This window comes from Microbacterium sp. CFBP 13617, assembly GCF_014839445.1.
Taxonomy (GTDB): domain Bacteria; phylum Actinomycetota; class Actinomycetes; order Actinomycetales; family Microbacteriaceae; genus Microbacterium.
In genome coordinates, this window is record NZ_JACYNW010000004.1 from 607,681 (window position 1) to 630,287 (window position 22,607).

General features: G+C 71.3%; 21 protein-coding genes. 11 read left to right on the forward strand and 10 right to left on the reverse strand.

Annotated elements, in window-relative coordinates; translation table 11 throughout:
- Positions 1-29: 29 nt before the first annotated feature.
- Together IFU40_RS14740 and IFU40_RS14745 are read right to left on the reverse strand one after the other, a co-directional pair.
- A complete protein-coding gene (locus tag IFU40_RS14740; protein ID WP_191926797.1) occupies positions 30-857 on the reverse strand; it encodes a CPBP family intramembrane glutamic endopeptidase in 828 nt (275 codons plus the stop codon).
- A 245-nt stretch (positions 858-1,102) separates the two neighbouring features.
- A complete protein-coding gene (locus tag IFU40_RS14745; protein ID WP_191926798.1) occupies positions 1,103-1,348 on the reverse strand; it encodes a hypothetical protein in 246 nt (81 codons plus the stop codon).
- 126 nt (positions 1,349-1,474) lie between these two features.
- Between IFU40_RS14745 and IFU40_RS14750 the strand changes: the two genes are divergently transcribed.
- The gene (locus tag IFU40_RS14750; RefSeq protein ID WP_191926799.1) at positions 1,475-2,476 is read left to right on the forward strand and encodes an SDR family oxidoreductase; all 1,002 of its coding nucleotides are present in this window, start codon (positions 1,475-1,477) and stop codon (positions 2,474-2,476) included.
- A gap of 239 nt (positions 2,477-2,715) precedes the next feature.
- On the opposite strand, the gene IFU40_RS14755 is transcribed toward IFU40_RS14750, so the two are convergent.
- Positions 2,716-3,942 (reverse strand): HAD-IA family hydrolase, encoded by a 1,227-nt coding sequence (locus tag IFU40_RS14755; protein WP_191926800.1) that lies wholly within the window; start codon positions 3,940-3,942, stop codon positions 2,716-2,718.
- Positions 3,943-4,025: 83 nt separating this feature from the next.
- On the opposite strand from IFU40_RS14755, the gene IFU40_RS14760 reads away from it, so the two are divergent.
- The 8 genes from IFU40_RS14760 to IFU40_RS14795 all read left to right on the forward strand — a co-directional run bounded on the left by IFU40_RS14760 (position 4,026) and on the right by IFU40_RS14795 (position 13,017).
- Entirely contained in the window at positions 4,026-5,396 is a 1,371-nt protein-coding gene (locus IFU40_RS14760) for an FGGY family carbohydrate kinase (protein WP_198424690.1), read from the forward strand.
- Positions 5,397-5,455: 59 nt separating this feature from the next.
- Positions 5,456-6,343 (forward strand): tagatose-bisphosphate aldolase, encoded by an 888-nt coding sequence (locus IFU40_RS14765; RefSeq protein ID WP_191926801.1) that lies wholly within the window; start codon positions 5,456-5,458, stop codon positions 6,341-6,343.
- Between the two features lie 242 nt (positions 6,344-6,585).
- Entirely contained in the window at positions 6,586-7,557 is a 972-nt protein-coding gene (locus IFU40_RS14770) for a LacI family DNA-binding transcriptional regulator (RefSeq protein WP_083285975.1), read from the forward strand.
- Between the two features lie 292 nt (positions 7,558-7,849).
- On the forward strand, positions 7,850-9,508 hold the full coding sequence (locus IFU40_RS14775) for an alpha-amylase family protein (protein WP_191926802.1): 1,659 nt from the start codon (positions 7,850-7,852) through the stop codon (positions 9,506-9,508).
- A gap of 318 nt (positions 9,509-9,826) precedes the next feature.
- On the forward strand, positions 9,827-10,381 hold the full coding sequence (locus IFU40_RS16630) for a hypothetical protein (RefSeq protein WP_194717100.1): 555 nt from the start codon (positions 9,827-9,829) through the stop codon (positions 10,379-10,381).
- Positions 10,382-10,403: 22 nt separating this feature from the next.
- Positions 10,404-10,865, forward strand: coding sequence for a hypothetical protein (locus IFU40_RS14785; protein ID WP_055839366.1), 462 nt, complete (start codon positions 10,404-10,406; stop codon positions 10,863-10,865).
- On the forward strand, positions 10,859-11,785 hold the full coding sequence (locus IFU40_RS14790; protein WP_191926803.1) for a hypothetical protein: 927 nt from the start codon (positions 10,859-10,861) through the stop codon (positions 11,783-11,785). The genes IFU40_RS14785 and IFU40_RS14790 overlap by 7 nt, the downstream gene beginning before the upstream one ends.
- Positions 11,782-13,017, forward strand: coding sequence for an alpha/beta hydrolase (locus IFU40_RS14795; protein WP_191926804.1), 1,236 nt, complete (start codon positions 11,782-11,784; stop codon positions 13,015-13,017). Before IFU40_RS14790 ends, IFU40_RS14795 begins: the two co-directional genes overlap by 4 nt.
- Here IFU40_RS14795 and IFU40_RS14800 read toward each other — a convergent pair.
- From IFU40_RS14800 to IFU40_RS14820, 5 genes are all read right to left on the reverse strand, one after another.
- Positions 12,964-14,427, reverse strand: coding sequence for a mannitol dehydrogenase family protein (locus tag IFU40_RS14800; protein ID WP_191926805.1), 1,464 nt, complete (start codon positions 14,425-14,427; stop codon positions 12,964-12,966). The genes IFU40_RS14795 and IFU40_RS14800 overlap by 54 nt on opposite strands.
- A gap of 208 nt (positions 14,428-14,635) precedes the next feature.
- On the reverse strand, positions 14,636-15,622 hold the full coding sequence (locus IFU40_RS14805) for an ABC transporter substrate-binding protein (RefSeq protein WP_191926806.1): 987 nt from the start codon (positions 15,620-15,622) through the stop codon (positions 14,636-14,638).
- A 94-nt stretch (positions 15,623-15,716) separates the two neighbouring features.
- Complete coding sequence (locus tag IFU40_RS14810; protein ID WP_055839353.1) at positions 15,717-16,799, reverse strand: ABC transporter permease; 1,083 nt, start codon at positions 16,797-16,799, stop codon at positions 15,717-15,719.
- On the reverse strand, positions 16,796-17,572 hold the full coding sequence (locus IFU40_RS14815) for an ATP-binding cassette domain-containing protein (RefSeq protein WP_055839350.1): 777 nt from the start codon (positions 17,570-17,572) through the stop codon (positions 16,796-16,798). Before IFU40_RS14815 ends, IFU40_RS14810 begins: the two co-directional genes overlap by 4 nt.
- Positions 17,569-18,267: a nucleoside/nucleotide kinase family protein gene (locus IFU40_RS14820; RefSeq protein WP_342343443.1), complete on the reverse strand. Its 699-nt coding sequence runs from the start codon at positions 18,265-18,267 to the stop codon at positions 17,569-17,571. The genes IFU40_RS14815 and IFU40_RS14820 overlap by 4 nt, the downstream gene beginning before the upstream one ends.
- A gap of 235 nt (positions 18,268-18,502) precedes the next feature.
- On the opposite strand from IFU40_RS14820, the gene IFU40_RS14825 reads away from it, so the two are divergent.
- A complete protein-coding gene (locus IFU40_RS14825; protein WP_055839347.1) occupies positions 18,503-19,231 on the forward strand; it encodes an SDR family oxidoreductase in 729 nt (242 codons plus the stop codon).
- 76 nt (positions 19,232-19,307) lie between these two features.
- Here the strand turns inward: IFU40_RS14825 and IFU40_RS14830 are convergent, their stop codons facing one another.
- Together IFU40_RS14830 and IFU40_RS14835 are read right to left on the reverse strand one after the other, a co-directional pair.
- Complete coding sequence (locus tag IFU40_RS14830; protein ID WP_191926808.1) at positions 19,308-20,552, reverse strand: D-arabinono-1,4-lactone oxidase; 1,245 nt, start codon at positions 20,550-20,552, stop codon at positions 19,308-19,310.
- A gap of 200 nt (positions 20,553-20,752) precedes the next feature.
- A complete protein-coding gene (locus IFU40_RS14835; protein ID WP_191926809.1) occupies positions 20,753-21,904 on the reverse strand; it encodes an ROK family transcriptional regulator in 1,152 nt (383 codons plus the stop codon).
- Between the two features lie 127 nt (positions 21,905-22,031).
- Between IFU40_RS14835 and IFU40_RS14840 the strand changes: the two genes are divergently transcribed.
- Complete coding sequence (locus IFU40_RS14840; protein WP_055839341.1) at positions 22,032-22,517, forward strand: glutathione peroxidase; 486 nt, start codon at positions 22,032-22,034, stop codon at positions 22,515-22,517.
- Positions 22,518-22,607 lie beyond the last annotated feature (90 nt).

Genomic DNA, 22,607 nt, shown 5'->3' on the forward strand with positions numbered 1-22,607 from the left:
GGAGCCCCGCGGCGACGGGAATCGACCCCTCACTCGAAGGCGGGTGCGGCGGCGGCGCGGCGGCGCTCACTCACGATCAGGGCGATCAGCAGAATCAGCCCGGTGAGCACGACGATGTAGGTGCTGAGCGTGGGAACGACGCCGAGCAGGCCGTTGGCCGGGAACAGGGCGTGCAGTTCGAGGGTCGGGTCGGTGCTCGCGTGCACGAGCATCGGGGCGATCAGCGTGCGGGTCACCCGCAGCACGAGGTACATGCACAGGCCGAAGAAGAAGGTGTACACGACCTGCTGCAGCACGACGGCGACGCCCTCGGTCGAGGTGAATAGGTTGGCGAGGTGCAGCGCGGCGAAGATCCCGGCCGAGGCGAGGGCCACGGCGATCTCGCGGTGACCGGCCTTGCGCATGAGATCGACGACGAAGCCGCGCGTGACGAGCTCTTCGACGAAGCCGATGAACAGTCCCGTCACCAACCAGGCGCCGACGAGCGGGAGCCCCGCGGCCGCGTAATCGATCGAGAGCAGGGCGAAGACGTTGATCGCCAGCACGACGATCACGGCGGTCCACATCCACCGGCGCCCACCGAGCGTCTGCCGCGAGAACAGCTCGCGGCGCCACCCGACCGACGCCGCGAAGGCGACGAGCAGTACCCCGGTGACGAGGATCGGGACGCCGGTGCCGAAGAACACGTCGCCGGCGCTGCCCGTCTCGCCCCGCAGGCTTCCGCCCGGGGCGAGCACGCGGCTGAGCAGAAAACCGATCAGCAGATAGACGCCGAGATAGACGACCGCGAGCAGGAGTGCCCGCCAGAACCCGCCCCTGTTCCAGAATCTCGACCAGCTCGATGCGCCGTGCGCCATGTCTGCCCCCTTGAATGCCCTGCCGCCCGTTCGTGCTTCATCGTGACAGAGGGGCCGCGATGCGGGGGCGTGCGCTGCGGCTTCGGCACAACTCCTGCGTTTTGCGGGGGAAGGGTGGGTGGGAGCGGGTGGTGGGGCGGGTTGCCGGAGGTGTGCGGGGCGGGGCTCGGGGCCTGGGTCGCGCGGCGGGGCTCGGCGGCCGGGCCGCGGGGCCCGAGGTTTGCCGCAGGGGTGGTCGGGAACACCTATCGACGCGGAGACTGATCCGCCCGGTACATGGCGATCCCGCGCCACACGATCCACAGCCCCCCGCCGATTCCCAGGCCAGCCAGCAGCCAGACCGGGATGCCAAGGCGGGTGACGTCGTCAAACCGGCCGAAGGCGAGCGTGGACCACAACAGGATGCACGACGCGGCCGTCACCAGCGAGCCGAACACGGTGAGGATCTGAGCGGCGGCCCGATCACGGGGTGCGCTGTCGTTCCAGGCCATGCCCGAACGGTACTCGACCGCCTTGAGCTCGGCGCGATCGGACGCCCGTGACTTCCACAACCCCCTCTCGACGGTGGGCGCGGGTCGTACGGTTGCCGCGAAGCTAATCGGTGATGAGGGGTGACCATGAGCGCGCGTGGTGTGGCGGTAGTGACGGGAGGGTCTGCGGGCCTGGGGCGGGCGATCAGTCGGGAGCTGGCGGATCGGGGGTGGGATGTTGCCGTGCTGGCGCGTGGCGGGGACGGTCTCGCTGCCACCGTCCGGGAGATCGAGGCACGGGGTCGTCGAGGCTATGCCGTGAGCACCGATGTTGCGGACTGGGCCGCCGTCGATGCGGCCGCGTCGGCGATCGAGGACGAGCTCGGTCCCATCGACCTGTGGGTGAACAATGCCATGGCGGGCTCCATCTCGGAGTTCCTCGATACGTCCGTCGAGGATTTCGATAGAGCGACACAGGTCACCTACCTCGGGGTCGTCAACGGTACCCGTGCAGCGCTCAGTCGGATGACGTCGCGAGGAGCGGGGCACGTCGTCCAGATCGGGTCAGCCCTCGCCCACCGAGGGATTCCGTTGCAGGCGGCTTACTGCGGCGCGAAACACGCAATCCATGGGTTCACCGACGCCGTCGTCGCGGAACTCACGCACAATCACAGCGACGTAGCGGTGTCCCTGGTGGATATGCCCGCGCTGAACACGACGCAGTTCGGCTGGGTGAAGTCCAGCTTCCCCGAGCACCCCCAGCCCGTGCCGCCCATCTTCGAACCCGAAGTCGGTGCACGTGCGGTCGCGGACGTTGCGGACGTACCGCGTCGACGTACCTGGGTGGGCGAACCCACCGCGGCCACCATCCTCGGCGCGCGGTTCGCCGGGCGGTTCCTCGACTGGTTCCTCGCGAAGACGGCGTACAGCGGGCAGGTTGAGACGGGCAAGCCGCGCTCCACCCAGCCGTCCAACCTGTGGGAGCCCGTTGCAGGTGACCACGGTGCTCGGGGCATCTTCTCCGATGACGCCCACTCCTTCAGCCCTCAGACGTGGGCCATCCGCCACCGCCGGCCCGTCTTCTCTGCCCTCGCTCTTACCCTCGCCGCCGCGGTCGGGGTGACGGCGGCAGCGGCCAGAAAACGCTAGTCAGCGCCCCCGCGCGCCCGCAGTATCCGGGGAGACCTCGTGGTGGGGCTGGCGTAGATCGCGACGGCTCGCGCGGTGATTCGGCAGCAGAGCTCATATTGACGAGGAGTCTCCACCCGGCACGCGGACGCGGCTGAGGCAACGCAGCAGGTCCGTACCCCGCGGACGGTGACCCGCGGCGAGAACTCTTGCCTCGTGTCAGGTGGAAGCGGGGCACGAACCCGCGCTTCGTGCCCGGGTCAGTCGCGGCGCCCGGCCGGCACCAACCGCAGCGCTCCCGATGCCGCGACCTCGAGCCGCACGGCATCCAGTCCGTCCACCACCAGGTCGGCGGTCAGCTCCTCCTCCGCCGTCGTGCCGGTCAGCGCCAGCACGGCGCATCCCGCCGCGCGGGCTGCCGCGATGCCGGCCGGCGCGTCTTCGACGACGAGGCAGCGCGCGGGGTCGACGCCGAGGCGGGCAGCGGCGGTGAGGAACGGCTCGGGGTGGGGTTTGCCGTTCTCGACGTCGTCGACCGTGACGAACACCGCGGGACGCTCGTAACCCGCGGCGGCGAGGCGGGCGGTGGCGATCGGCACCGACCCCGATGTCACGATGGCCCGTCGCTCGGCCGGCACCGAGGTGAAGAACGCGTCGGCGCCTCGGATGGGGAGAAGGCCCACGGCATCCGTGATCTCGAGGTCGGTGACGTGCGCGAGGGCTTCGGCATGCCGGTCGGCGGGCAGCAGATGACCCACGAGCGTGCGCGCGGGCTGGCCGTGGTTGGCGTGCAGGGCCTCCATCGACACGTCGAAGTGCTCGGCGAAGCGGCGCCACGACCGCACCACGGATGCCGTGGAGTCCACCAGCGTGCCATCGAGGTCGAACAGCACGGCGTCGAACTCGCGCGTGAAGATCTCGGCGTCCGCATCGATCGGCCGCCGGATCCCCAGCGCCGGCAGGACGCGGGCCAGCTGCTGCGCCGTCGACAGCTCGGCATCGACGGCGGTGACCGGGATCGAGGGTGCCACGGGAGCGGTGTCGGGGCGGTGGGCGTCGCGAGACGCGCCGCGGGAGGAGCGGCGGGATGCCAGCACGGCGGGGTCTCCGTCGACGTGCACGACGTGCGGCTCGGCGGGGGCGAGGGCCTCGCATAGGGCGTCCCATTCGGGGCCCCCGGTCAGCTCGGCGGTGAACGGCGCCACGACCACCACGCGGCCCGCCGTGGAGAGGGCGTCGGCGGCGGTGGCGCGCAGGGCGGCATAGCGTCCGGCGCGGATCGCGGGGGAGTGCGGCGATGTGAGCCAGTGGTCGCCCAGTGCGCCGTCGGGCAGGGCGTCGAGCAGCGGCGTGGTCACGCTGTCGAGGTCGACGAGGGGCGCCCGCAGGCGCTCGGCGATCGCCCGACCCAGGGTGCTCTTGCCGCTGCCGGCGGTGCCGGCGACGACGACGGCGAGCGATTCGGGTATTTGACACGGCGACGGCATACCCCCACCATAGACGTAGCAAGTCACCGGTGTCATGCTTGAAATTCCGGGACTCGAAGAAGTTCCGGAAAGGACGGCCGCTCATGCGAGACACCGGTGACATGGTTTCGGGGTCAGCGCGCCTCCACGCCGGGCTCGACCTCGGCAGCACCGCGATCAAGATGCTGGTCATCGACGACGACGGCACCGAGATCGCCGGCGCTCAGGTACCCACCCCGTGGCGGGTCGGAGCGGGCGGAACCACCGACATCGACGCCGCCGACCTGCTGGCCTCCGTGCATGCGCTCGTCGACCTCGTCGACGCCGATCTCGCCCCGCTGACCGCCGAGCCGCTGACCTCGCTCGCCGTCGCCGGCATGGGGGAGACCGGCATCCTGATCGACGAGAGCGGTGCCGCTGCGGGCCCGGGCTTCGCCTGGTTCGACCCGCGCGGCCTCGAGCAGATCGCGGCGTTCCCGCGGGCGGTGCGCGAGGAGTTCGCCGGCCGCACGGGCCTGCCCCTCGGAGCGCAGGTGAGCGTCGCCAAGCTGGCCTGGTTGCGCGATCAGGGCACCGACCTCGCGGGTCTGCGCTGGCTCGACCTGCCCGAGTTCATCGTCGCCGCCCTCGGCGGTGACGTCGCCCTCGAGCTCTCGCTCGCCTCACGCACCGGCCTCATCGACCAGGACTCCGGCGCCGCGTGGCCCGCGATGCTGGACGCCCTCGGCGTCGACGACACGCTGCTGCCCCCGCTCCGTGGCGGAGGCCTCTCGTGGGGCGTCGCCTCCGGTGTCTTCGGCCCGCGCGTCGCGGGTGCCGCCCTCACCGTCGCCGGCCACGACCACCTCGTGGCCGCTCAAGCCAACGGCACGCTGGATGCCGACGGGTACCACGTCTCGCTCGGCACGGCCGAGGTACTGCTGCGTGTGCTCGATGCGCCCCTGGGGTACGCCGCGCGCCAGCGCCTGGCCGACGCCCTCATCAACGAGGTGCGCCACGTCGTGCCCGGCAAACACGTGCTCGTCGCCGGCGTCAAGACCGGGCTCCTGCTGCGGCGCGTGCTGCACGCGAGCGGCATCAGCGATCGCGCGGGGCGCGACGCCCTCGACGCCGCGGTGATGGCGCTTCCCTACGAGGGTGAGCTGCCGGCCGGCGCGATCGAGGTCACCGGGGCGCGCAACGACGACGGCGTCCTGCGCCTGACGCTGCACGCCGAGGCCTCTCCCGCCGAGATCTTCGGGGCCGCCCTCCGGCACAGCAACGCCGAGATCGCCGAGCTCATCGCCGCGATGGACCGCGAGGTCGCCCCGGCGACCCACTCCACGCTCACCGGCGGGTGGGCGGGCATGGCCTCGGTCCGACGCGCCCGTGCCCACGCCCTGCCCGACCTCGCCCTGTCCGCCCGCGAACAGGACGTCGCGTGGGGAGCCGCCGACATGGCGCGGCGCCTCGTCTCGGCATCCGTCCCCTCCTGACCCGACCCTCGCGCCTGCCCCGACCGCACGCGCGCGCACACCCCAGAGAAGAGAGAAACATGAACGAACTCACCACGCTCGAGCGCCGCGCGCTCCAGTCGATCAGCACCCCCGACGGTCACATGCTCATCGTCGCCGCCGACCAGCGCAACGGTATGAAGGCCGCGATCAAGGACGCCCCGAACGGCTCCGACGCCATCACGCGCGAGGAGCTCGCCGAGGTGAAGGCCGACCTCGTCCGCCACCTCGCCAACCACGCTCCCGCGATCCTGCTCGACCCCGAGGTCGCGCTGCCGCAGATCGTCGACGACGGCGTGCTGGATCGCGACACCGGCCTCGTCGTGGGCCTCGACGCCTCGGGCTTCGAGACCGTCGACGGCCTCAAGTACACGCGCTTCGTGCCCGGCGTCACCCCCCGCACGGTCCGCGACATGGGCGGCACCGTCGCGAAGATGCTCTACTACACGCGCCCCGACAAGCAGGATGCCGACTCCCGCGTCGCTCAGGAGATCCGCGACCTGGTCGCCGCCTGCGAGGCCGAGGGCCTGCTGCTCATCGTCGAGCTGCTCACGTACCAGCTCGAGGACGAGAGCGACGAGGAGTACAAGGCGAAGTTCGCCGACCTCGTCGTCGACGGCGCCGAACTGGCGGTCGCGTGCGGCTCGAAGATCCTGAAGCTCCAGTACCCCGGCTCGGCCGAGGCCAGCGCCCGCGTGACCGAGGTCGCCCAGGGTGTGCCGTGGGCCGTGCTGTCGGCCGGTGTCGACCACGAGACCTTCATCGAGCAGGTGCGCACGGCCGTCGCCAACGGTGCGTCGGGCGCGATGGCCGGTCGGTCACTGTGGAAGGACAGCCTCTCGATCGACGCCGAACGCCGCGAGGAGCTGCTCTCGGGCCGCGCCCTGCCGCGCCTGCGCGAGCTCGCCGACGCCGTCGACGGCCGCTGAGATGACCACGCCCGCCCGGCGCCGGGTCCGTCCATGATCGCGTCCGACGCCCGTCGGCCGATCTCGCCGCGGGTGCGCGCGGGGGACGGATGCCACGGTGCCGGGCGGGAGGGCGCCTCTTCCGCCCGGCGGGGGGCGGCGTCGGCCCCCGCCGTCTCGGCGCTGGTCGGCGGTGACCGCCGGATAGGGTGGCTCGTCGGACCCGCCACTCGCCCACACCTCGGAGGTGCCTCGTGACCACGATGCGCGACGTCGCCCTGCGCGCCGGTGTGAGCACCAAGACGGTGTCGCGCGTCTTCAACGACGACCCCCACGTACTGCCCGACACCCGCGCGCTGGTGGAGGCGGCCATGCGCGACCTCAACTACGTGCCCAACGCCCTGGCCACGACGTTCCGCGCCGGTCGCGCCTCGGTCATCGGCGTCGCGGTGCCCGACGTCGTCGACCCGTTCTTCGCGGCCATCGCGCGCTCCGTCGAGGACACCGCGCGCCGCCACGGTCTGTCGACCCTCGTCACGAGCCTCGGCGAGGATCCCGACGACGAACGCCCCGCGCTCGAGTCCCTGCTCGGCCGCCAGCTGACCGGGCTGGTCATCGCGCCCGTCGGCACCGACCACTCGTGGCTCGAGCGCTGGCGCGGTCACACGCCCATCGTCTTCGTCGACCGTGCCCCCGTGGGTCTTCTCACCGACACCTTCACCGAGAACGACGAGGCCGGCGCTCACCTCGCCACCAGCCACCTGCTCTCGCACGGTCACCGCCGCATCGCGTACGTCGGCGACATGGTGCACCTGTCCACCGAGACCAAGCGCGTCGAGGGCTGGCGCCGGGCGCTGCGCGACGCCGGCGTCGAGATCGACGAGCAGCTCGTGGCCTCACAGGTCTCCGACCGCGAGTCCGCGGCATCCGCCCTTGCACGTCTCCGCGATCTGGCGGAACCGCCGACGGCGCTGTTCTCGGCTAACGCCCGTTCCTCGATGGCGCTCGCGCACGTGCTGCGCGGGGCGCCGATGCCCTTCGTCGGCTTCGGCGACTTCCCGATGGCCGACACTCTCACCCCGGCCGTCACCGTGATCGACCAGGATCCGCGTCGCATCGGAGCGCTCGCCGCGGAGCGCGTCTTCGCCCGCCTGCGGCCCGACGCCGGCCTCGGCCTCGACGAGCTCACGGTGATCGACGTGTCGCTGGTCGAGCGGGAGTCCTGCCGCCTCTGACCCGCGCGCCGCGGCCGGTGGCGCTGCCCCGCGGCCGGTGACAGGCGGAGGGCGTGGGGCGAGGGGAGGACCCGTGCGGGTGGTGAGTCCTCCGTTCGTCCCTGCTCCTCCGCTGGTCACGCGACGCGGCACGACGCACATCGCCGCAGCCGAGGCAAGAGGCCGCCGATGATCAGGTGCGGTGGGTAGAACGAAGGGGACCAGCCGCCACCGCTCCCGAGAAGAGGGCTCCGATGACGACCTCCGCGACCACCGCGCGCCACCCCGACATCGCGACGGGGGTGACGACGGCATGAGACTCACCGACACCAGCGACCTGTGGTGGAAGACCGCCGTCTTCTACAACCTCGACGTCAAGACCTACCTGGATGCCGATGACGACGGCATCGGAGATCTTCGGGGCCTCGCGCAGCGCCTGGACCACCTGGCCGAGCTCGGGGTCACCTGCCTGTGGCTCGCGCCGTTCTACCCCTCTCCGCAGCGCGACAACGGGTACGACATCGAGGACTACTACGGCGTCGACCCCCGCTACGGCTCACTGGGCGACATGGTGGAGGTGCTGCGGACCGCGCACGACCGGGGAATGCGCGTGATCGTCGACCTCGTGGTGAATCACACCTCCGACCAGCACCCCTGGTTCCAGCAGGCGCGGACCAGTCGCGACAACCGGTACCGCCACTTCTACCAGTGGCGCGACGACGTGCCCGACGACGCCCCCGCGAGCATGTTCCCCGACGTCGAAGACGGCGTGTGGTTCTTCGACGAGACGGCGGGGCAGTACTACAAGCACTCGTTCTACCGGCACCAGCCCGATCTCGCGACAGACCACCCCGAGGTGCGCGAAGAGATCGCGAAAGCCATCGGCTTCTGGCTCGAACTGGGCATCGACGGCTTCCGGGTGGACGCCGTGCCCCACCTCATCGACGGGCAGGAGGGACCCGAGCACGAGTTCCTGCGCGAGCTCCGCGGCTACGTCTCGCGCCGCAGCGGTCACGCCATGCTGCTCGGCGAGGTCAACCTGCCCTACGACGAGCAGCTGCGCTTCTTCGGCGACGCCGACGGCGACGAGCTGACCATGCAGTTCGACTTCGTCGGCAATCAGCGGCTCTTCCTCTCGCTCGCCCGTCAGGATGCCGGTCCCCTCCGCGATGCGCTGCTCTCGCGGCCCGACATCGCCCGGGGCAATCAGTGGGGCAACTTCGTGCGCAACCACGACGAGCTCACCCTCGACCAGCTCACGGCCGACGAGCGCGACGAGGTGTTCGAGGCGTTCGCACCGAACGCGGGCCAGCGCATCCACGGCCGCGGCATCACCCGCCGCCTGCCGTCGATGCTCGAGGGCGACCCTCGTCGCATCCGCATGGTCTACAGCCTGATCTTCTCGCTGCCGGGAGCGCCCGTGCTGTACTACGGCGAAGAGATCGGCATGGGCGAGAACCCCGAGATCGAGGGCAGCCGCGCCGCCGTTCGCACGCCCATGCAGTGGACCGGCGTCGACGATGCGGGCTTCTCGCACGCCGACGGCGATGATCTCGTCGCGCAGGTGGTTCCCGGCGGCTTCGGTCCGCAGCACGTCAACGTCGCCCAGCAGCGCCACGACCCCGACTCGATGCTGAGGTTCGTCCAGAATCTGGTGCGCCACTACCGCGCTTCGCCCGAGATCGGGTGGGGGGAGCTCGGCATCCTGGATCAGCCGCACGCCTGCGTGCTGGCTCACTCGGTGACGAGCGAACTCGGCATGGTCGTCGCCGCGCACAACTTCGCCCCCGATGGACGGACTTTTCACCTCACTCTCGAGGGAGCGGATGCCGAGGGGTGGAGCGTGGTGAACCTGCTGAGCGACACCGAGGGTCCCGTGCCGCTGAAGGACGGGAGGTTCGAGGTCGCCCTCGAGGGCTACGGCCACAGCTGGTGGCGGGTCATCCGCCCGGGGGAGCGGCGCATCGCCTGACCTTCACGCTGAGAGGGGAGAACGGGCGCGGCGTCCCCCAATGCCGCCGCGCCCGTAGGCGAGAAAAGCGGCAGCCCCGCGTCATCCGACGCACGCGGGCGGAACGAGCCGGGGGGCCGCACGCGATGTCTCGCATTCATCCAAGCACAGAGGATCGTAAATAGCACTCCCGGCGTCACGTAAATACGATCACCTCCCCCCGGGTGAGGGTCGTCTACGATCGAAGGCGTGGGTCGTGGCGCTGTCGGACCACCCTCTCGGTACTCCCGACGAGTGGTGGCGAATGTGGATCGCCTGCGGAAGGCGAAAGGGCTCACCGTGGGTGAGCTCATCAGTCGCGCCGGAATGACGAAGAGCTATTACCAGTCGCGGGCCGGTTTCTCGCTGCCGTACAACACCAACGACATCGAGTCGCTCGCCGCCGTCCTGGGCGTCGCCCCCGAAGAGCTCGCGAGCCCGGAGTCGGCTCCGCGCGTCGAGATGCGGGTTCCCGCCGGTGCCGTGAGCGACCGCGTGCGCCGACTCATCTCGAGCCAGGCCGCCACCGAGACCGAGCTCCTGGGGCACCTCGACGATGCCGACCCGTCGGTCGCCGCCGGTGCCCGAGGCCTGCTCGACGCCACGACGAACACGGTCGTGGTCGACGAAGAGGTGCTGCGGCAGATCACGCAGTGGGCCGACGTGCCCGTCGAATACCTCACCGACCACACCGACGAGGCGCTCACCGACCGCACCGAGGCCGAGCTCGAACTGCGCGAGGCGATGCGCGCGGCGGGGGCCGAGAGCATCCAGTTCCGTGCCCTCGGGCAGATGTCGCCCGACGCCCTGCGCGCCATCGCCCACTCGCTCCGCGGCAGGCCGCCGACACCATGATCGACCGCGAGGGGGACCGGCGATGACGCAGGCCGACGAGACGCGTGCCCGGGTGCAGGCCCGGGTCGATCGCGCGCTCGCGCGCGCCGCGCTCGCGCCGGGGATGACGTTCGCCGAGGTCGTCCGCGCCGTCGAAGCGGCCGTCGACATCCGTCTCACCGTCGTCGCGGAGTCCGACACCGCCACGTGGGGGACCCTGACGGGATTCCTCGCCTACTTCCCCGACCGCCGTGAGGGCACCATCCACGTGCGCGCCGCCGACGCGCCGCTGTACAGCCAGTTCGCCGCGTCGCACGAGCTCGGCCACCTGCTCGACGACGCGCACTGCACGGGAGCGTTGCACGAGCGTTCCTCGGTCTCGCCCCACGCGAACCCCGCCCTCACCACACCCGAGGTCGAGGCGGAGCTGGTGGCCGAGCACGTCGCTCACGCCATCGCGAAGCTCATGTACACCAGCCCCCGGGTCGCCGAGCTGTCGTGGTGACCGTGCTGCTGATCGATGCGGCGCTGGTCGGACTCGTCCTCGTCGTGGTGGGACGTGCGCGCGTCGCCTGGCGACAGCCCCGCGCCCGCATCGCCTGGCTCGCCGCGCTCGTCGGCGCGATCGCCCTGCTGACCCAGGGGACGGTCATCCCGATCGAGGTGCTCGACGGGGCACTGGGCGGCACGAACATCCTCAAGCTCGTGCAGAACGTGCTCACCATGGTGGCCCTGTGGCTCGGCATCCAGGCGGGAACGGCCCCGGCGACCGCGCGCATCCCCACCCTGCGGTGGCGCTTCCCCCTGCTGCTCGGGGCGCTGTTCGCGGTCGTGTTCTTCGTGGCGGTGCCCGATCGGGGCCCCTCGTCGTTCTTGTTCCTCGAGACCGCGGCCGAGACCTCGACCGGGGCGTGGGCGTACGGCGTGCTGCACATGGGCGGGATCGCGCTCGTGGGCGTGCTTCTGCTGCGCTCGGCACGCGGTTCGCTGCCCGTGAGTCGGCTGCTGTTCCGTCTCGGGGCCGTCGCCATCGTGCTCGGTTGCCTCAGCGAGATCGTCGACCTCACCCTCACGCGGTTCTTCACCGCGAACGCCGTGGTCAGCGCCCTGTTCGACCCGCTGTTCTACCTGGGCGTCGTGTCGTTCGTGGCGGGGATCTTCGTCGCGTCGCGCGCCGCGACCGCCATCCGGCGTCGGGGCGCGTCGTTGCTCGAGCGACTCGAGAACCTCGCTCGCGAGCGCGGCGCCACCGACCTCTCGGGCATCGCCCTCGACCCGGCCGTCGACACGCGGCTGTACGCCCTGCGTGTCGCCATCGAAGACGACGCGATCGCGCGGTCCGTGCCCCTGACGCCCGCGCAGCGTGCGCTGCTCGACGACGTCGACGCCCACCTGACCCGCCGAACCCCGGGAGTCCGCGCATGATCCGACCGCTCGTCATCGGCGCGGGTGTGGCCGCGGCCACGCTCGCCGTCGCGCACACGGCGCTCGCCGGCTACGTCGCACGGCGTCTGATCGCGCCGCGCGCCGCGAAGGTCTTCGAGCCCGTCACGATCGCCGGCGACACGGTGTCGGTGCCGGCGACCGACGACAGCCGACAGCCCGGCACCTACGGACTGCGCCTCGACGACGGAGCGCACCTGATGGTCGGCGACGTCATCCGCGTCGAGGGGGACCGTGTGGTCCGCTCGATCCTCACCCGCCCGGCGGGGCTCGGCGATGGCACCGCAACAGCGGCATGGACCTCGCAGAACATCGGCGCGCCCGAAGACGTCGGTCCCACGCGTCACGTCGCGATTCCGCTGCGCCGAGGCGGGACCGCCGAGGCGTGGGAGATCGGCGACCCCGAGAACGCCGACGGCGGCTGGACCATCCACGTGCACGGGCTGCGCTCGAGTCGCCACGGCGCGCTGCGCTCGGCTCCGGCCTCGAACGACGCCGGATGGATGTCGCTCGTGGTGTCGTACGCCGGTGACGAGGAGGCCGCCCCCGCCGACGCCCTGCCCTCGACCCTCGGCACGCGCGAGTGGCGCGACGTCGACGACGCCATCGCCTACGCGGTCGAGCGGGGGGCTCGCGAGGTCGTGCTGGTCGCCTGGTCGATGGGGGCGACGATCGCGATGCTCGCGCTCGAAGAGTCCCGGCACCGCGAACGGATCACCGGCCTCGTGCTCGTCGCGCCCGCGTTGGATTGGACCCGCATCGTGCGCAGCGCCGTCGACGGCGCGCACCTGCCCCGCTCGATCGGCGCGTCGGCTCTGCGGGTGCTCGGCAGTCGTGCGGGCGCCAGCGCCCTGGGCCTGGTCGAGGCCGTCGACGCCCGCGCCCTGAACTGGGTCGACGGCCCGCGCCCGGGGGCGGACCTGCCGACGCTCATCGTGCACGGCCGCGCCGACCCGGTGGTGCCGTTCGCGGGTTCGGCGGCGTACGTGGCTCGGCATCCCGAGGCCACCCTGGTCGCGTTCGACTCCTCGGGGCACTGCAACGAGGCCAACCAGCAGTCCGAGCGATTCCACGACGCCATCGCCGGCTTCCTGCGCGAGGTCACCCGCGCGGCGGGCGTCGGCGCCGCGCACGGGCAGAGCGGAGCCTCGAGCCCGCGCTCAGGCGTCGAGGACGGCCTGGATCGCGCCGCGAGCGCCTCGCTCGGCGAGTGAGGCCCGCGCCGCCAGGTACGCCTCGCGCAGTCGCGCGTTCCGGCCGAGGTCGCCGAACACGGGCGCGTAGTCGAGCAGGGCTGCCGGGTCCTCGGCGATGATCGCCCGAAGCTCGTCGAGACGGCTGTCGACGGCCGGGGTCGCCTCGCCCGCTTCAGTGCGTCCCTCGAGGAAGACGCTCCAGCCCGCCAACACGAGCGCGGCGTGGTCGATGCGTCCGCCCGCGGCGAGCTGCTCGCGCACGACCGGCAGCAGGAACTTGGGCAGACGATCCGAGCCGTCGACGACCTGACGCGCGAGGGTGTCGCGGATGGCCTCGCTGCCGAAGCGTTCGATGAGTTGGTCGCAGTAGGCATCGAGGTCGATGCCCGGCACCGGGCGCAGGGTCGGGATGGCCTCGGTGTGCATGTACCCCTGCAGGAACGCCACGAACAGCGGGTCGGTGCAGACCTCGTGCACGAACTCGACTCCCGACAGGATGCCGAGGTAGCTCATCGCCTGGTGCGACGCGTTCAGCAGCCGCAGCTTCATCAGCTCGTACGGCTCGACGTCGGCGACCAGCTGCACCCCGACCTCGTCGAGGGGCGGTCGACCCGCCGAGAAGGAGTCCTCGAGCACCCACTGCTCGAACGACTCCGAGCGCACGGGCCAGAGGTCCCGGATGCCGAACTCCTCGGCGATCGCGTCACGGGTGGCGTCGGTGGTGACCGGGGTGATGCGGTCGACCATGGAGTTCGGGAATGACACGTTCTCGGCGATCCAGGCGGCGAGCTCGGGGTCGAGCCGTTCGGCGAAGCCCAGCAGAGCGGCACGGGCGACGTGACCGTTGCCCTGGATGTTGTCGCACGACATCACCGTGAAGGCCGGGGTGCCGGCATCCCGTCGGCGGCGCAGCCCCTCGGCGAGGAAGCCCATGACGCTGCGCGGGGCGTCGGTGCCCTCGAGGTCGGCGAGGGTGGCCTCGTCGCGCGGAGCGTAGGCACCGGTCGCGTCGTCGATGCCGTAACCGCCCTCGGTGATGGTCAGCGAGACGATGGCCGTGTCGGCGTCGGCGAGCTTGGCGACCACGGCCTCGGGGTCGTCGGGGGCGAAGAGGTACTGCGCGATCGAGCCGACCACGCGTGCGGTCGAGGTGCCGTCGGGAGCCTCGGTGACGAGCGTGTAGAGGGTGTCCTGCGCGCGCAGCGCATCGCGCATGGCGGCATCGAACGACAGCACGCCGACGCCGCAGAGGGCCCACTCGGTGTGCCCGGCCTCGAGCAGTCGGTCGAGGTACATCGCCTCGTGCGCGCGGTGGAAGCCGCCGACGCCGAAGTGCACGATCCGCGGGCGCACGGCCGCCCGGTCGTACGTCGGGACGGAGACGTTCGCCGCGAGGGAGGGGAGGGCGGCGGCGGTGAGATCGGTCATGCGGGACTCCGGGGGTGCGGCGGTGGCAGGGGGCCCGAGCCGTCGACGGGCTCGGGAGGGGTCTTTCGCGGCGGTGGCGCTTCGCGCCGCGCGTGAGTCGCCAGGATTTGTCGCCGGCGCGGTGTCCGAAGCGACGAAGTGTGGCGACTCACGCGAGGGGGGATGCCGGGACCCCCACGCGGATGTGGGAGCCCCGGCATCCGGGGTGTCAGCAGGTGGACTTGTAGACCGCGTCCTTGCCGTCGGTGTCGATGTTGTCCTTCGTCAGGATGGTGAAGCCGGTCTGGATCTTCTCCTCCGTCGCTTCGCCCTTGAGGGCGGCGATGGCCTGCTTCACGCCGTCGGAGCCGATGGTGGCGGGCTCCTGGGCGACCAGGGCCTGGACGGTTCCGGCTTCGAGGGCCTTCACCTGGGCGGGGCCGGCGTCGAAGCCGACGATGGTGATCGATCCCTGCTTGCCGGCCTGCTGGACGCCGGTGGCGGAGCCTTCGGCGGCGAACAGGTTGGCGGCGAAGATGCCGACGATGTCGGGGTCCTTCTGCAGCGCGGCGGTGACGATCTCGGCGGCGGTGGAGGGCTCGTTGTGCGAGTACTGCACCCCCACCGACTCGAACTTGCTGTCCTTGGCGACGGCGTCTTCGAAGCCCTGGGCGCGGGCGTCGGTGGTGGAGACACCGGGGTCGGTCGACACGACGAGCACCTTGCCGCCGTTCGGGTTGGCCTTCTGGATCGCTTCGAACGCTGCGGCGCCGCCGCCTTCGTTGTCGGACGAGATCTGCGACACAGCACCCGAGGGGTCCTCGAGCGTGGTGTCGACCAGGACGACCTTGATCCCGGCGGCTTCAGCGGCGGCGATCGGCGCCTGCATCGCGGACACGTCGGTGGGGGCGATGAGCAGTGCGTCGGGCTGGGAGGCGACGACGGCGTCGACGATGGGCTTCTGCAGGGTGGGGTCGAACTTCTCGGGGCCCTGGGTCGTGACCGTGGCGCCCTCCTTCTCGGCCTCGGCCTGGATGCCGCACTGCATGGAGATGTAGAACTCGTCTCCGGCGACGCCCTGCACGAACGCGATCTTGTACCCGTCGGCGCCGGCCGACGCGCCGCCCGAGGCGGCTCCGCCCGAACACCCCGCGAGGGTGAGCGTCGCAGCCATACCGAAGACCGTCAGTGCGGTCGCCTTCTTGTTCCACTTCATTGTGATCACCATTCTTTTTTCGGGTTGTCCTGTGTCGGGTTCTTCTTGGTGGGGTGGGGTTCGAGGGGAAAGGGAGCAGGGGTGCCGCCGCGGCTCAGCCGCGCCGACCTCCGCTGATGAACTTGCGCCAGAGGCCCTGCGAGTTGCCTCGGGTGGCGGCGGTGCGGCGCACCTGGTCGACGTAGACGGCGGTGATCAGCACCGCGCCCACCGCGACCTGCTGCCAGAAGGGCTGCACGCCGGTGATGACGAAGCCGTTCTGCAGCACCGCGGGGATGAACAGACCCACGACCGTGCCCATGATCGTTCCGACGCCGCCGAAGAGCGACGTGCCACCGATCACTACGGCGGCGATGACGTTCAGGTTGGTCTGGGTCTGACCCGCGATGGCGGTGGTCGAGAACTGCGACAGCGAGAGGATGCCGCCGAGCCCGGCCAGGGCGCCCGAGATCGTGTAGATCTTGATCAGCTGCGCGTCGACCTTCACGCCGACCCGGCGTGCTGCGATCTCGCTCGAGCCGACGGCCAGCGTGTAGAGGCCGAAGCGCGTGTAATGCAGCACGATGGCGCCGATGATGACGACGACCAGGGCGATCACGCTGATGATCGGGACGCTGCCGAACACGTTGCCGTACCCGATCGAGACGGTCAGCACGGTGGGCACGTCGCGGACGTCGACGCCGCCGGTGAGGATCTGGGCGAGACCCAGGGCCATGCCGAGCGAACCGAGCGTGACGATGAGCGGCGGGATCTTCGCCTTGGCGATGAGGAAACCGTTCAGCAGCCCCCAGCAGACGCCGCTGAGGATCGAGACGATGATGCCGACGGTGGCGACGCCCCAGCCTTCGCCGCCCAGGGCCCGCATCACGAGCGCCGAGACGACTCCCGAGAACACGAGCACCGATCCGACCGAGAGGTCGATGCCGGCGGTGATGATGACGTAGGTCATGCCGACCGCGAGCACGGCGAGGATGGAGGCGTTCTGGATGATGAGGCGGAAGTTCGACCACTGGGCGAACGACTCGGGAGCCAGGATGCTGAAGACGATGATGATGGCCAGCAGCACCAGCAGGATCTGGAACGCCTGCGTGCGCAGGACGGCCTTGATCGGGTTCGTCTTGTGGTTGTCGAAGGTGCCGATGGCCACCGTCTCGGTGGGAGGTGTCTGCGTGCTCACTTCTGGTCGTCCTTCGTGACGGCGCCGGTCATGAGTCCGACGAGTTCTTCCATGGAGGTGTCCGCGGCCTTGATGTTGGCGACGCGGGTACCGAGGCGCAGCACCTGGATGCGGTCGCTGACGTCGATGACGTGCGGCATCGAGTGCGAGATGAAGACCACGGCGATGCCCTTGTCGCGGACGCGCCGGATGGTCTCGAGCACGTTCTTCGTCTGACGCACGCCGAGGGCGGCGGTGGGTTCGTCGAGGAAGACGACGCGCGACGCCCAGTGCACGGCGCGGGCGATCGCGATGGCCTGCCGCTGTCCGCCCGACATCTCACCGACGGGCGAGGTGAGCGAGCGCACGGTGGCGCCGAGCTCGTCGAACGCGGCCCGGGAGGCGACGGCCATGTCCTTGGTCTTCATGAACCCGAGCGCTCCGGCGAGGCCGGGGCGGCGGAGTTCGCGGCCCAGGTACATGTTCTGCACCGGGTCGAGGTGCGGGGCGAGCGCGAGGTCCTGGTAGACCGTCTCGATTCCCAGGCCCGAGGCGACCTGGGGGTTCGACATGTCGATCGGGGTGCCGTCGAAGCGGATCTCGCCCTCGTCGGTGGCGAGGTTGCCGGACAGGGCCTTCACGAGCGTCGACTTGCCGGCGCCGTTGTCGCCGATGAGGGCGGTGACCTCTCCGGGGTAGACCTCGAAGTCGACGTTGTGCAGGGCGCGGACGGATCCGAACTGACGCGACAGACCCCGCGCCTGCAGCACGGGCACGGTCGTGGTGGTGCTCATGAGGCAGCTCCTTCGTGGTGGCCGACGCCCCCGGCGGGGGCGTCGGAGACGGTGATGACGAGATCGGCGCGGTGGCGCCCGCGCTCGACGACGAGAGCGTTGGCCTCGTCGACGTCGCGGACCCAGGCGACGGCGTCGTCGTGGGGATGGTCGTGGGACAGGCGGCGTGCGACGAGACGTTCGCGGCGGGTGTCGGCCTCGATGTCGAGGAACCAGACTTCGTCGAGACGGGATGCCACGGCATCCCACCCGAAGTCGTCGTGCAGCAGGTAGTTGCCCTCGGTGATGACGAGGGGGACGTCGGCGGGCACGAGCACCGCCGAGCCGATGGACTCCTCGAGGCCGCGGTCGAAGCGCGGGGCGTAGACGGCGTGGCCGGCGCGGAGGCGATCGAGCAGGGCGACGTAGCCCTCGACGTCGAACGTGTCGGGGGCGCCCTTGCGGTCGCGGCGACCAAGGCGCTCGAGCTCATCGTTGGCGAGATGGAAGCCGTCCATCCCCACCAGGACCGCGTCGGATCCGAGGGCGGCGAGCAGCGCATCGCTCACCGTCGACTTGCCCGCGCCGGGGGTGCCCGCCAGTCCCAGCACGCGGCGCTCGCCGGTCGCCGCGAGGTTCCGGGCACGGGCGACGAGGTCGTCGAGGTGCACGGTGACGGCGGCGGCCGTCGCGGCGTTATCCGAGGTGTGGGTCACAGCGGTGTGGTCCTTCCGGGCGACGCCGCACATCGGAGTGCTGCGTCGGTGAAGCGGGTCCGGCGGGAGGCCGCCGGTCGAACTCCGGTTACGGTAAGCCCGTGATGACACCGGTGTCAACACCCGTGATCAATTCGTCATGACACCGAAGTCATCCGCGTGATTCTGTGGTTATCATGGGCCGCGGCGACATCGACGTCGCCCCCGACATCGTGAACCCGAAAGAGCCCCGCCCATGAGCGAATTCTCCGACCGCACCATTCTCGTCACCGGCGCCGGTGGCGGTATCGGCGGCACCACCGTCCGCCACCTCGTCGCCGCCGGTGCGACCGTGCTCGCCGCCGGTCGCACGGCCGACAGCGTCGCCGCCATCGCCGAAGAGACCGGCGCCGAGCCCGTCGTGTTCGACCTCGAATCCGAGGACGAGATCCGCGCCGCGATCGAGGGACGCGACCTCTACGGCGTCGTCAACTGCGGCGGATGGGGCGGCGAGATCGCCACCCCCATGGAGACCGACATCGACGTGTTCGACAGGGTCATGAGCATCAACGCCCGCGGCTCGCTGCTGGTCACCAAGTACGCCTCGCGCGAGATGATCCGCGTCGGCAAGGGCGGCGCCATCGTCAACGTCTCGAGCCAGGCGAGCCTCGTCGCCCTCACCGGCCACATCTCGTACGGCTCGTCGAAGGCGGCGCTCGACAACATCACGCGCGTCTCCGCCCTCGAGCTGGGCGGCTACGGCATCCGCGTCAACAGCGTCAACCCGACCGTCGTGATGACGCCGATGTCGGCCTGGTACTGGGGGCGCCCCGACATCGAGGGCCCGTTCCTCGACGCGATGCCCCTGCACAAGTGGGCCACCGAAGACGACATCGCGGCCCCCATCGTGTTCCTCCTCAGCGACGGCGCCGGCATGATCTCGGGCGTCTCGCTGCCGATCGACGGCGGCTACTCCAGCCGCTGATCCCGGATGCCACGGGGCGGCGTCGCGGTGGGCGACGCCGTTCCGCGGTCTGTCCTGCGGTGGGCGGTGCGCCGGGCTACAGGCCGAGCGTCCGCCGCAGGAAGTTGTTGCGGAAGACGCCGCGGGGGTCGGCCCGATGTGCCGCGGCGGTGAAATCGTCGATCCGGGCGAGGCTCGCCCGCACGGCCTCGCCGGGCGTGGTGAACGCCTTGCCCCAATGCGGACGCACGTCGAACGGCGCGAGGGCGGCCTCGATGTGCGGGAGCACCGCGAGGACCCCGTCGGTGTCGTTGCGCCAGGTGAAGTGGATGGCGATCACGTCGCGCTGATACGCGGGGCTCAGCCAGAGTTCGTCGGCGGCGACCGTGCGCAGCTCGGAGACGAGCAACTGCGCGGCGAACGCGGGGGCGATGGCACGCACCGCCGCGAGCGCATCGCGGGCGGAGGCCATCGGCACGAAGTACTCGGATTGGATCTCGTCGCCGTCGCTCGGCAGGGCGTCGGCGCGGAAGTGCGGCAGGCGCGTGTGCCACGGGCCCGGTGTGCCGCGCGGAGTGGTGTTGTCGACGGTGCGGATGCGTCCCAGGTGGATGTCGTCGCCGACGGGGCGGCCCCCGAGCGCCTCCACCCAGTCCGGTGCGCCGTCGTCGCTCTTCGCCCACACCAGATCGTGCGCCGGGTCGCCCCACGTCGTGAAGACGCTGACGCTGCGTGAGCCGCCGAACACGCGCTCGGGGTCGCCCACGATGTCGTCCCACGCCACGCCGGTGTACGCCTGCTGCGTCACCGTGTACGACGGTTCGGTCTGCAGCTCGACGGCGGTGATCACGCCGAACGCGCCGATGCCGAGCGCCGCGGCGGCGAACCACTCGTGCGTCTGGTCGATGTGGTGCGTCTGGCCGTCGGCATCCATGACGTCGACCGCGCGGACCGCGCTCGACAGGTTGCCGTTGCCGAGACCCGAGCCGTGCGTGCCTGTCGCGGTGGCGCCGGCCACGGAGATGTGGGGGAGCGAACCGAGGTTGTGCAGGGCGCGGCCCTCGGCCTCGAGCACCGGGGCCAGCTCGGCGAAGGTGACCAGTCCCTCGACGCGCGCGCGGTCCCCGTCGATCTCGATGCGCACGGGCAGCTGCTCGAGCGAGACGAGCACGCCGTCGGTGTCGCCCACGTCGTTGAACGTGTGACGCGTCGCCTGCACACGCACCGCGTCGGCCGAGGTCAGGACCTCGGCGAGCTCGTCGAGGTCACCGGGCAGCAGTGTCTCGGTGGCACGGTAGCGGTGGTTGCCCGACCAGGTGGCGCCGGGTGGTCGTGTCTGCATCAGTGCTCTCCTCGCGTGGATGCTCCCATCCTGCCCCGCACCACCGACATTCGGGTGGGCGCGTGCGAGTGCGGCGGCGGTGCGGAGGGGAGGGTCGGGGACCAGCGGAGGGTGCGTGGGGCGCGGTTGGTCCTCCGCTCGTCCCTGGTCCTCCGCTCGTCCCGCCCCGCGCCGCCGCCTCAGCGCTCAGCCGCCCCGGCTCAGCGCGCCGGGAACAGCGCGGCCTCGAACACCGCCTCGGCGGCGCCGACCAGCAGGCGGTCCTCGCCGAGCTCGGCGACGGCGAGGCGTAGACCCTCGGCGCACGCGGGGATGGTCTGCGCCCGCACGGCCGCGTCGAGTCCGGCCAGGTCGCGCGCCGCGAGCACGGCGAGGAACCCGCCCAGCACGATCACGGCCGGGTTCAGTACGTTGGCGGCGTTCGCCAGGGCCGTGGCGAGGATGCGCCGTTGGCGATCCACCTCGGAGACGTCGGGAATGGATGCCAGAGCACGGGCGAGGGCGGCATCGTCGCCGCCGTCGAGCGCCGCGGCGGCGAGCAGGTGGGCCCGGCTCACCTCGTCTTCGAGCACGCCGTCGGCCGCCCGCCGGTCGGCGATGTCGACGATGCCGGGCCGGTTCTGCCCGAATTCTCCCGCGTAGCCTCCCGCTCCGCCGAGGGGGGTGCCCCCGACGATCACGGCGCCGCCGATACCGCTCGCGCCGCCGTTGAGGTAGACGACGTCGTGCGCTCCGCGCGCGGCACCGAAGAGGTACTCGGCGAGTGCGCCGAGGGCGGCGTCGTTGCCGACGTGGGCGGGGAGGGCCGTGGCATCCGTCACCAACTGCGAGAGCGGGGCGTCGATCCATCCGAGGTGCGGGGCTTCGCGCACGAGTCCGTCGGAGGCCCGCACCGGTCCCGGCACGGCGATGCCCACCCCGGTGATCCGGGCGTCGGCGAGGGGGCCGTGACGCCAGGCCGCCAGCCGCTCGGCGATGATCTCGGCGGTGCGTTCGGGGGTGAGCAGCGCCCGTTGGTCGAGGCGTTCGCGCACGAGGATCGTGCCGTCGAGGGCGATCGCCGCGAGGTCCAGCGCGTCGACCTCGGGGTTGGCCGCCACGGCCACGACGCGGGGGTCGGGGGCGACGATCGGTGAGGGGCGGCCCACGCGACCCTGAGTATCGGACGCCCGCTCGATCACGAGCCCCCCGCGCTGCAGTTCTCCGACGAGGTCGGCGATCGTGGAGCGGTTCAGTCCGGTGGCCTCGGTCAGCGCGGCGCGCGAGCGCGGGCCCTCGCGGTGCACGGTTCGCAGCACGAGCGAGAGATTGGCGCGGCGCATGCCGTCGCCCCGAGTGCCCGCGGTGACCATGCGACCACTGTGCCATGCGCCGAGCGCTCGGCCCGCGCGCGTCGGTGTCCCGTGCGGGCCTGCGCCGCTTGCCGTGAAGAAGCGATGTTCCCACCCCGGGCCTAGCTAGCGGTGCCAGGATCGGAGCATGGACCTTTCCGGCATCCCCATCACCACCCTCCAGGGCGAAGAGACGACCTTCGGCGCGCTCACCGACGGCAAGGCGGCGCTCGTGGTCAACGTCGCCTCGCGCTGCGGGCTCGCGGGGCAGTACGAGATCCTCGAGGCGCTGCACAAGCGCTACGCCGAGCGCGGATTCACCGTGATCGGCTTCCCGAGCAACCAGTTCCTGCAGGAGCTCAGCGACAGCGAGAAGATCGAGCAGTACTGCTCGGCGACGTGGGGCGTGACTTTCCCGATGACCGAGAAGGTCAAGGTCAACGGGCGCAGCGCCCACCCCCTGTACAAGGAGCTCACGACGACCCCGGATGCCGAGGGCAAGACCGGTCGCATCTCGTGGAACTTCGAGAAGTTCGTCGTGGCCCCCGACGGCCGCGTGGCGCGCTTCAGCCCGCGGACCCAGCCCGACGACCCCGAGGTCATCGCCGCGATCGAGGGCGCGCTGCCGCGCTGAAGTCCTGACGCGCTGACGCCGTGACGCGCTGGCGCGGCGACGCGCTGACGCCGTGACGCCGTGACGCGCTGACGCCCTGACGCCCTGACG

Coding starts and splice junctions, on each gene's coding strand:
- IFU40_RS14795 (WP_191926804.1), top strand. CDS start 11,782: ATGATCCGACCGCTCGTCATCGGCGCGGGTGTGGCCGCGGCCACGCTC.
- IFU40_RS14765 (WP_191926801.1), top strand. CDS start 5,456: ATGAACGAACTCACCACGCTCGAGCGCCGCGCGCTCCAGTCGATCAGC.
- IFU40_RS14805 (WP_191926806.1), bottom strand. CDS start 15,622: ATGAAGTGGAACAAGAAGGCGACCGCACTGACGGTCTTCGGTATGGCT.
- IFU40_RS14785 (WP_055839366.1), top strand. CDS start 10,404: ATGACGCAGGCCGACGAGACGCGTGCCCGGGTGCAGGCCCGGGTCGAT.
- IFU40_RS14830 (WP_191926808.1), bottom strand. CDS start 20,552: ATGCAGACACGACCACCCGGCGCCACCTGGTCGGGCAACCACCGCTAC.
- IFU40_RS14760 (WP_198424690.1), top strand. CDS start 4,026: ATGCGAGACACCGGTGACATGGTTTCGGGGTCAGCGCGCCTCCACGCC.
- IFU40_RS14840 (WP_055839341.1), top strand. CDS start 22,032: ATGGACCTTTCCGGCATCCCCATCACCACCCTCCAGGGCGAAGAGACG.
- IFU40_RS14770 (WP_083285975.1), top strand. CDS start 6,586: ATGCGCGACGTCGCCCTGCGCGCCGGTGTGAGCACCAAGACGGTGTCG.
- IFU40_RS14815 (WP_055839350.1), bottom strand. CDS start 17,572: ATGAGCACCACCACGACCGTGCCCGTGCTGCAGGCGCGGGGTCTGTCG.
- IFU40_RS14825 (WP_055839347.1), top strand. CDS start 18,503: ATGAGCGAATTCTCCGACCGCACCATTCTCGTCACCGGCGCCGGTGGC.
- IFU40_RS14740 (WP_191926797.1), bottom strand. CDS start 857: ATGGCGCACGGCGCATCGAGCTGGTCGAGATTCTGGAACAGGGGCGGG.
- IFU40_RS14800 (WP_191926805.1), bottom strand. CDS start 14,427: ATGACCGATCTCACCGCCGCCGCCCTCCCCTCCCTCGCGGCGAACGTC.
- IFU40_RS14775 (WP_191926802.1), top strand. CDS start 7,850: ATGAGACTCACCGACACCAGCGACCTGTGGTGGAAGACCGCCGTCTTC.
- IFU40_RS14755 (WP_191926800.1), bottom strand. CDS start 3,942: ATGCCGTCGCCGTGTCAAATACCCGAATCGCTCGCCGTCGTCGTCGCC.
- IFU40_RS14835 (WP_191926809.1), bottom strand. CDS start 21,904: ATGGTCACCGCGGGCACTCGGGGCGACGGCATGCGCCGCGCCAATCTC.
- IFU40_RS14745 (WP_191926798.1), bottom strand. CDS start 1,348: ATGGCCTGGAACGACAGCGCACCCCGTGATCGGGCCGCCGCTCAGATC.
- IFU40_RS14750 (WP_191926799.1), top strand. CDS start 1,475: ATGAGCGCGCGTGGTGTGGCGGTAGTGACGGGAGGGTCTGCGGGCCTG.